This window comes from Streptomyces sp. NPDC057486, assembly GCF_042802415.1.
Classification (GTDB): domain Bacteria; phylum Actinomycetota; class Actinomycetes; order Streptomycetales; family Streptomycetaceae; genus Streptomyces; species Streptomyces yanii.
This window is the reverse complement of sequence record NZ_JBHVEE010000069.1, coordinates 43,043-50,170: the sequence shown is the minus strand read 5'-3', so window position 1 is coordinate 50,170 and position 7,128 is coordinate 43,043. Positions and strand designations below refer to the sequence as shown.

Below are 7,128 nucleotides of genomic sequence, written 5' to 3'. Positions count from 1 at the left end.
CCTGTCGTGGGGGCGGCCGTCATGCAGCCGGGTGCCGCCCCCACTGCAACGCCAGGACCACGATCCCCACCGCCAGCCAGAAGACCCCCACCACCTGCGCGCTCGCCGACGCCTCCGCGATCACCGCGACCAGCACCCCCGCACCCACCACCGGCACCAGCACGTGCCGCCACCAGCTGGGCGGCCCGTCCATCCGGCGCACGGCGAACCAGCCGATCACCGACGCGTGCAGCAGTACGAACGCCGTCAGCGCACCGATGTCGACCACCGACACCAGATGGTCGAGGCCGTCGGCGCGCCGGGCCGCCCAGACCGCCGCCACCAGCGTCACGGCCGCGGCGATCAGGATCGCGGTCCGCGGTACCCCGGACCGCGGGTCGACCCGTGCCAGCATCGAGGGCAGCCGCTGCTCCCTGGCCATCGCGAACAGCAGCCGCCCCGCCGCCGCCTGCCCGGCCAGCGCCGCGAACGCCGCCCCGATCGCCTTGCTGACCGCTACCAGGTCGTGCAGCCAGGTGCCGACGGCGAAGTCCACCGTGTCGTAGAAGGCGGACCCCTGCCCGGCCGGATGGGCGGCCAGCTCCGCCGACGTCATCGGCTCCAGCAGGGCCGCCAGATAGCCCTGCGCCACGAACAGGACGCCCGCGATCACCAGACAGAACAGCACCGCCCGCGCCACCTTCTCCGAGCCCCCGGTGGCCTCCTCCGCGAACGAGGCGATGGCGTCGAAGCCCAGGTACGAGAGCACGGCCACCGACACCGCGCCCAGCACCGCCGACGTCGAGAAGCCGGAGTCCCCGGTGAACGGCGTCCACCAGCCGCGTTGCGCCCCGTCCCGCACGAGCACGACCACCGCCGACACCAGGAACACCCCCAGCACCGCGATCTCCATCGCCAGCACCGCGAAGCCGACGCGGGCGGCAGCCCGCACCCCCCACAGGTTGAGCAGCGTGGTGACGACCACCGCGAGCGCCGTCCAGACCCACCGCGACACAGACGGCACCAGCGAGTTCATCGCGATCCCGGAGAAGAGGTAGGCGACCGCCGGGATCAGCAGATAGTCCAGCATCGCCATCCACCCGGCGATGAACCCGGGCCCCTCCCCGAGCCCCTTGCGCGCATACGCGAAGACCGAACCGGCCAGCGGCGCGACCCGCACCATCTGGGCGTAACTGAAGGCGGTGAACGCCATGACGACGGTCGCCGCGACGTACACGAGCGCGACCGCACCGCCCGATTTCGCGTCGAGCGTGCCGAAGATGCCGACAGGCGCCATGGGCGCGATGAACAGCAGCCCGTACACCACCAGATCCCGGAACCCGAGCGTCCGCCGCAGTCCCGCCCTGTCCGTACCGCTGCCGGCCATGAGCCCTCCGTAGATCGCGCGGACACAGTCGCGTACGGGGCGTACGTGGCGTACGTCGCGTATGGGCAAGTCTCCCGACCCGGCTGATCCCGCGCCTGTTCGGCACGGCCTTACGATGGGACGCATGACTGCTACGCCCAGCCCGTCACCCGCCACCGACCCGAGTGCGGGCGCCACGCGCCGCGTCCTGCTCGCCGCGCCCCGTGGCTACTGCGCGGGTGTGGACCGTGCCGTGATCGCCGTCGAGAAGGCCCTGGAGCAGTACGGGGCCCCGATCTACGTCCGCCACGAGATCGTGCACAACAAGTACGTCGTGCAGACGCTGGAGAAGAAGGGCGCGATCTTCGTCGACGTCACCGCGGAGGTCCCCGAGGGCTCCATCGTGATGTTCTCCGCGCACGGCGTCGCACCGACCGTCCACGCCGAGGCCGCCGAGCGGAGGCTCGCCACGATCGACGCGACGTGCCCGCTGGTCACCAAGGTCCACAAGGAAGCGGTCCGGTTCGCCAAGGAGGACTACGACATCCTCCTGATCGGCCACGAGGGCCACGAGGAAGTCATCGGCACGAGCGGCGAGGCGCCCGACCACATCACCCTGGTCGACGGCCCCGAGGACGTCGCCCGCGTCTCCGTGCGCGACGAGTCGAAGGTCGTCTGGCTCTCCCAGACCACGCTCTCGGTCGACGAGACGATGGAGACGGTGGACGCGCTGAAGGAGAAGTTCCCGCAGCTCCTCTCGCCGCCGAGCGACGACATCTGCTACGCCACGCAGAACCGCCAGATCGCGGTGAAGAAGCTGGCCGAGGACGCCGAGCTGGTCATCGTCGTCGGCTCCAAGAACTCCTCGAACTCGATCCGCATGGTCGAGGTCGCCCTCGACGCGGGCGCCCCCGCCGCCCATCTGGTGGACTTCGCGCACGAGATCGACGAGGCCTGGCTGGAGGGCGTCACCACGGTCGGCCTCACCTCCGGGGCCTCCGTCCCCGACGTGCTGGTCGACGGCGTACTGGAGTGGCTGTCCGAGCGTGGCTACGCAGACGTGGAGACGGTGAAGACGGCCGACGAGTCGATCACCTTCTCGCTGCCCAAGGAGCTCCGCCGGGACCTGCGCGCAGAGGCTGAGGCGCTCTCCGCGAAGTAACGACCCGGTGCAGGAGGCCGCGCACACCGGTGGGGCGGCCTCTCATCCGTCCCTCACTCCCCGGGGCGCGGACCCGTGCCCCGGGAAGTGGGGCACGGTGCGGCGCGGGCCCGTACCGTGGGTCGCATGCAGATCTTCGGCGTGGACATCGGCGGATCCGGGATCAAGGGTGCTCCCGTGGACCTGGGCCGCGGAGACCTGGCGCAGGAGCGCCACAAAGTACTGACACCGCAGCCGGCCACGCCCGAGGACGTGGCCGACAGCGTGGCCGAGGTGGTCGGCCACTTCGACTGGTCGGGACCGGTCGGCATCACCTTCCCGGGCGTGGTCACCGGCGGTATCACCCGCACAGCGGCCAATGTCGACAAGGGCTGGATCGACACCGATGCCCGCACGCTCCTCGGCAACAAGCTGAGCCTTCCGGTGACCGTCCTCAACGACGCCGACGCGGCGGGAATCGCCGAGATGACGTTCGGCGCCGGGCGCGGCCGCAAGGGGACCGTGATCATGCTGACGTTCGGTACGGGGATCGGCAGCGCTGTCTTCATCGACGGGCAGCTCGTGCCCAACACGGAGCTCGGCCATCTGGAGCTGAACGGACACGACGCCGAGAAGCACGCCTCCACGAAGGCCAAGGAGGACGAGGATCTGAGCTGGCACCACTGGGCGCACCGGGTGCAGAGGTACCTGACCCATGTGGAGATGCTGTTCTCACCCGAGCTCTTCATCATCGGCGGCGGAGTCAGCCGCAAGGCGGATAAGTTCCTGCCGCTGATCGACCACGTACGGGCCGAGATGATCCCCGCGGAGCTGCAGAACAACGCGGGCATCGTCGGCGCTGCCATGGCCGCGGCGGGCAGCTGACCGGGGGAGCTAATCCTTCGGACGCCGGGTGGACCGCGCCGTCCGCGCGGCCAGCAGCATCCGCCGCCGGCGCTGCCGCATCAGCCGGACCTTGCGCACGGTGGCGATGAGCCCCGCGACGAGCGTGCCGCCGTACAGCCAGCCGGCATGGACGGCGAGCGCGGTGACGACCGCCATCGTCTGCCCGCCGAAGCCGCCCGTGCCGCCGGAGATCGGAATCACACCGAGGGCGAACGCGATCGGCACGCTGATCGGTGCGGTCACCAGGTCCGCCGGCCGTACCCACAGTGCGGTCAGCGCGCTGACCGGCAGGAACAGCACCCCGTACACCACCGGCGAACCGTCGAGCAGCAGCCGGTCGAGGCACGCCAGCGAGAACATGACGGCGGCGGCGAACAATGCGGCACCGATGCCGGTGAGCCGAGGACTGGGCAGCCGGCGCAGCGCGAGCACGGCGGGCGCCACCGGGCGTGCCCGGGGGCGGGGCGAGCTCACGGCCCGATAGGCGGTGTCGGCCTCGTCGAGGGTGCCCTGCGGGGACAGCGGGGGCTGCTGAGGCGACTGCCGGTGCCGAGGGGGACGTGTTCTGGGCTGCTCCACCGGGACAACGTAGGTCGCGAGGCGTGAGGACAGAGGCGTGGGACACGCCCTTTGGGTGACCTTGGCGATGAGTTCGATGCCACATGGCCGAACGGGAACCGGATCGGCCCGGACCGGATCTGTGACTACCCGCTTGCCCCCGCCCGTAAACTGGAGAATCGGCCCATCCATCCTTACTGCAGGAAGTCGCCAACGTGTCGCTCACGATCGGAATCGTCGGTCTGCCGAATGTCGGCAAGTCGACCCTGTTCAACGCCCTGACCAAGAACGACGTGCTGGCGGCCAACTACCCGTTCGCCACGATCGAGCCGAACGTCGGCGTGGTCGGCGTCCCCGACGCGCGCCTGAGCAAGCTCGCGGAGATCTTCAACTCCCAGAAGCTGCTCCCGGCCACCGTCGACTTCGTGGACATCGCCGGCATCGTGCGCGGCGCGAGCGAGGGCGAGGGCCTCGGCAACAAGTTCCTCGCGAACATCCGCGAGTCCGACGCCATCTGCCAGGTCATCCGTGCCTTCAAGGACGAGAACGTCGTCCACGTCGACGGCAAGGTCTCGCCCAAGGACGACATCGAGACGATCAACACCGAGCTGATCCTCGCCGACCTCCAGTCCATCGAGAAGGCCGTCCCGCGCCTCACCAAGGAGTCCCGCCTCCAGAAGGAGAAGGTCGCGGTCCTCGCCACGGTCGAGGAGGCCCAGAAGATCCTGGAGTCCGGCCAGACCCTCTTCGCCGCGGGCATCACCGCGGGCACCGAGAAGGGCAAGCTCCTCCACGAGCTGCACCTCCTCACCACCAAGCCCTTCCTCTACGTCTTCAACGTCGACGAGGACGAACTGGTCGACGAGGACTTCAAGAACGAACAGCGCGCCCTGGTCGCCCCCGCCGAGGCGATCTTCCTCAACGCGAAGATCGAGTCCGAGCTCATCGAGCTCGACGACGACGAGGCCCTCGAACTCCTCCAGTCCATGGGCCAGGATGAGCCCGGCCTGGCCACCCTCGGCCGCGTCGGCTTCGACACCCTGGGCCTCCAGACCTACCTCACGGCAGGTCCGAAGGAAGCCCGCGCCTGGACGATCAAGAAGGGTGCCACGGCCCCCGAGGCGGCCGGTGTCATCCACACCGACTTCCAGAAGGGCTTCATCAAGGCGGAGATCATCTCCTTCGAGGACCTGGTCGAGACCGGCTCGGTCGCCGAGGCCCGCGCGAAGGGCAAGGCCCGCATGGAGGGCAAGGAGTACGTGATGCAGGACGGCGACGTGGTGGAGTTCCGCTTCAACGTGTAGCGGGCGACTCAGCACCACTCGCTGATCTGGTAAAAATGCAGGTCAGACGGGGTCCGACTCTTCGGAGTCGGGCCCCTGGTTCTTCCCGTGCCGGGACGGTGCCGGGAAATCCGATTCTTCGTCCCCCGTCACCCCTGCTCACCACTACCGTGCCGGGTCGGTGGGGATGCCACGGCGCATCACACGGCGCCCAGGGCGCCACAGCGGAAGATGCCGCGGTCCATGGGATTGCCCCGCAGGATCGCGTCGCGCAGATCCTGCAGCTCGCGGCTCAGATCCAACCCCAGCCGCGCGGTCATTCGTGCTCGCGCCGAGGACAGCACTCGCAGCGCGTCCGCGCGACGGCCGCACTCGTAGAGCGTGGCCGCACGGAAGGCCAGGAGCATCTCGTTTTCCGGATGGTCCTCGGTGAGCCGCGCGAGCTCCGCGGCAAGCGACCAGTAGTTACGCAGCTTGAACTCCGCAGCGACACGCAGCAGTTGTGCCGAGATCAGCAGTTCTTGGAAAGCGGTACCGACACCTCGGCGTGTCCGCTCGGATGCGACGTCCTCCAGCACCGCCCCCCGCCACTCGGCCAGGGCGGACGAGGCGAGCCGTGAAACCTCCTGCGGCTCGGTGGCCCGCTGGGCCCGGTTGACCAGCTGAGTGAAGCGGTGCAGATCCACCAGCTGCGGATCGCCGGTCAGGGCGTACGTCGAACCGCTCCGCACCAGCCGCACCGACCCGTCGCACCCGCCCTGGCGAAGGCTCGCCCGCAGCCGGCAGACATGCACATACAGATCGGTCCGGGACGGCGGTCGTTCGTCCTCGTCCGACAGCAGATCGATCAGCCGGTCCATCGGGAGCGGCCGGCCCATCTCCAGCAGGAGTAAACCCAGCAGCAGACGCTCGCGGCGGCGGCCGATGGCTCTGGGGTGTCCGTCGACGGACCACTCAACTCTGCCGAGCACTCGAAAATGCGACCCCGTGGCAAGCATGGCGGCAATCATGCTCAGCTCGTCATGTTCCTGGCAAGGTGTTGGCATCCTTCCGACAGGCCTCGTCTATCACACTGCTCCCCCGTGCAACCGGCCAGGGGGGTCGCAACTTGCCTTACGTCATTGCGGGTCTGGTGCTCGTCGGAGCCGTCGCCCTGCTCAACCTCGTCCTGCTCATGGTCATCATGCGTCGCTGGCAGGAGCTCGAAGTCGTACGCCGACGCGACGACTTCGCAGCCCAGGGGCCGCAACCCGGAGACGGGCTACCGGACTTCACCGCCACCGCGCTCAGCGGCCGGACCCTGACCCAGGACGACTTCCGCTCCGGGGAGCTGCTGCTGGGCGTCTTCTCCCACGACTGCCCGGCCTGCACCGACAGCCTCCCCGACTTCGCCGAACGGGCCGACCGGGCGCGGGCGGCAGGCGGCCGGGTCCTGGCCCTGGTGATCGGCGCCGAAGCCGGCGAGAGCAGCCTGACCGCCCAACTCGTCGGGCCTGCGGACGAGGTGGTACCGGGGCCCGAGGCATCACCACTGTTCCGCGCTCTGCGCGTCCCCGCCTTCCCCACGATCCTCGGCTACCGGGACGGCGTTGTCGCCGCTCCCTCCGCCGCCGGCCGCGAACCGGTACCGGCGGCCTCCTGAACCCCGGTGCGATCGCGGACCGCGGTCGCACCGCGGAGTACGCACATCCCATCCACACAGGAAGAGGAGAATCATGCGCACACTCAAGGCCGGTGCGGGCCGCCTGCTCGAGCGGATTCTGCCCAAGGCCGAAGCCGAGGCAGGCTGCGCGCCGGACTGCTGGACCGAGTGGAGCACCAGCGCCCAGCGGTGCCGCCGCTGTTGCTACACGGGCGCGTGCGGGGTCAGCTGCGGCAGCTGGAACTACTGCTGA

8 protein-coding genes are annotated in these 7,128 nt (G+C 69.5%); 5 read left to right on the top strand and 3 right to left on the bottom strand.

Annotation, left to right across the window (positions count from 1 at the left end; all coding sequences use genetic code 11):
* Positions 1 to 19: 19 nt before the first annotated feature.
* Positions 20 to 1,366, bottom strand: a complete 1,347-nt coding sequence (locus tag ACFU6I_RS28270; protein ID WP_384371776.1) for an APC family permease — start codon at positions 1,364 to 1,366, stop codon at positions 20 to 22.
* Between the two features lie 115 nt (positions 1,367 to 1,481).
* On the opposite strand from ACFU6I_RS28270, the gene ACFU6I_RS28265 reads away from it, so the two are divergent.
* Together ACFU6I_RS28265 and ppgK are read left to right on the top strand one after the other, a co-directional pair.
* The gene (locus tag ACFU6I_RS28265; protein WP_384371768.1) at positions 1,482 to 2,507 is read left to right on the top strand and encodes a 4-hydroxy-3-methylbut-2-enyl diphosphate reductase; all 1,026 of its coding nucleotides are present in this window, start codon (positions 1,482 to 1,484) and stop codon (positions 2,505 to 2,507) included.
* A 126-nt stretch (positions 2,508 to 2,633) separates the two neighbouring features.
* Positions 2,634 to 3,371, top strand: a complete 738-nt coding sequence (ppgK, locus tag ACFU6I_RS28260; protein ID WP_384371766.1) for a polyphosphate--glucose phosphotransferase — start codon at positions 2,634 to 2,636, stop codon at positions 3,369 to 3,371.
* Positions 3,372 to 3,380: 9 nt separating this feature from the next.
* Here the strand turns inward: ppgK and ACFU6I_RS28255 are convergent, their stop codons facing one another.
* On the bottom strand, positions 3,381 to 3,971 hold the full coding sequence (locus tag ACFU6I_RS28255; protein ID WP_384371764.1) for a DUF6542 domain-containing protein: 591 nt from the start codon (positions 3,969 to 3,971) through the stop codon (positions 3,381 to 3,383).
* Positions 3,972 to 4,165: 194 nt separating this feature from the next.
* Between ACFU6I_RS28255 and ychF the strand changes: the two genes are divergently transcribed.
* Complete coding sequence (gene ychF, locus ACFU6I_RS28250) at positions 4,166 to 5,254, top strand: redox-regulated ATPase YchF (protein WP_384036735.1); 1,089 nt, start codon at positions 4,166 to 4,168, stop codon at positions 5,252 to 5,254.
* Positions 5,255 to 5,433: 179 nt separating this feature from the next.
* On the opposite strand, the gene ACFU6I_RS28245 is transcribed toward ychF, so the two are convergent.
* Positions 5,434 to 6,204 carry a BTAD domain-containing putative transcriptional regulator gene (locus tag ACFU6I_RS28245; RefSeq protein ID WP_384371762.1) on the bottom strand — a complete coding sequence of 257 codons (771 nt, stop codon included), beginning with the start codon at positions 6,202 to 6,204 and terminating at the stop codon, positions 5,434 to 5,436.
* Positions 6,205 to 6,341: 137 nt separating this feature from the next.
* Between ACFU6I_RS28245 and ACFU6I_RS28240 the strand changes: the two genes are divergently transcribed.
* Positions 6,342 to 6,875 carry a redoxin domain-containing protein gene (locus ACFU6I_RS28240; protein WP_384371760.1) on the top strand — a complete coding sequence of 178 codons (534 nt, stop codon included), beginning with the start codon at positions 6,342 to 6,344 and terminating at the stop codon, positions 6,873 to 6,875.
* A 73-nt stretch (positions 6,876 to 6,948) separates the two neighbouring features.
* Positions 6,949 to 7,128: a hypothetical protein gene (locus tag ACFU6I_RS28235; RefSeq protein WP_345515323.1), complete on the top strand. Its 180-nt coding sequence runs from the start codon at positions 6,949 to 6,951 to the stop codon at positions 7,126 to 7,128.

Coding starts and splice junctions, on each gene's coding strand:
- ACFU6I_RS28265 (WP_384371768.1), top strand. CDS start 1,482: ATGGGACGCATGACTGCTACGCCCAGCCCGTCACCCGCCACCGACCCG.
- ppgK (WP_384371766.1), top strand. CDS start 2,634: ATGCAGATCTTCGGCGTGGACATCGGCGGATCCGGGATCAAGGGTGCT.
- ACFU6I_RS28235 (WP_345515323.1), top strand. CDS start 6,949: ATGCGCACACTCAAGGCCGGTGCGGGCCGCCTGCTCGAGCGGATTCTG.
- ACFU6I_RS28270 (WP_384371776.1), bottom strand. CDS start 1,366: ATGGCCGGCAGCGGTACGGACAGGGCGGGACTGCGGCGGACGCTCGGG.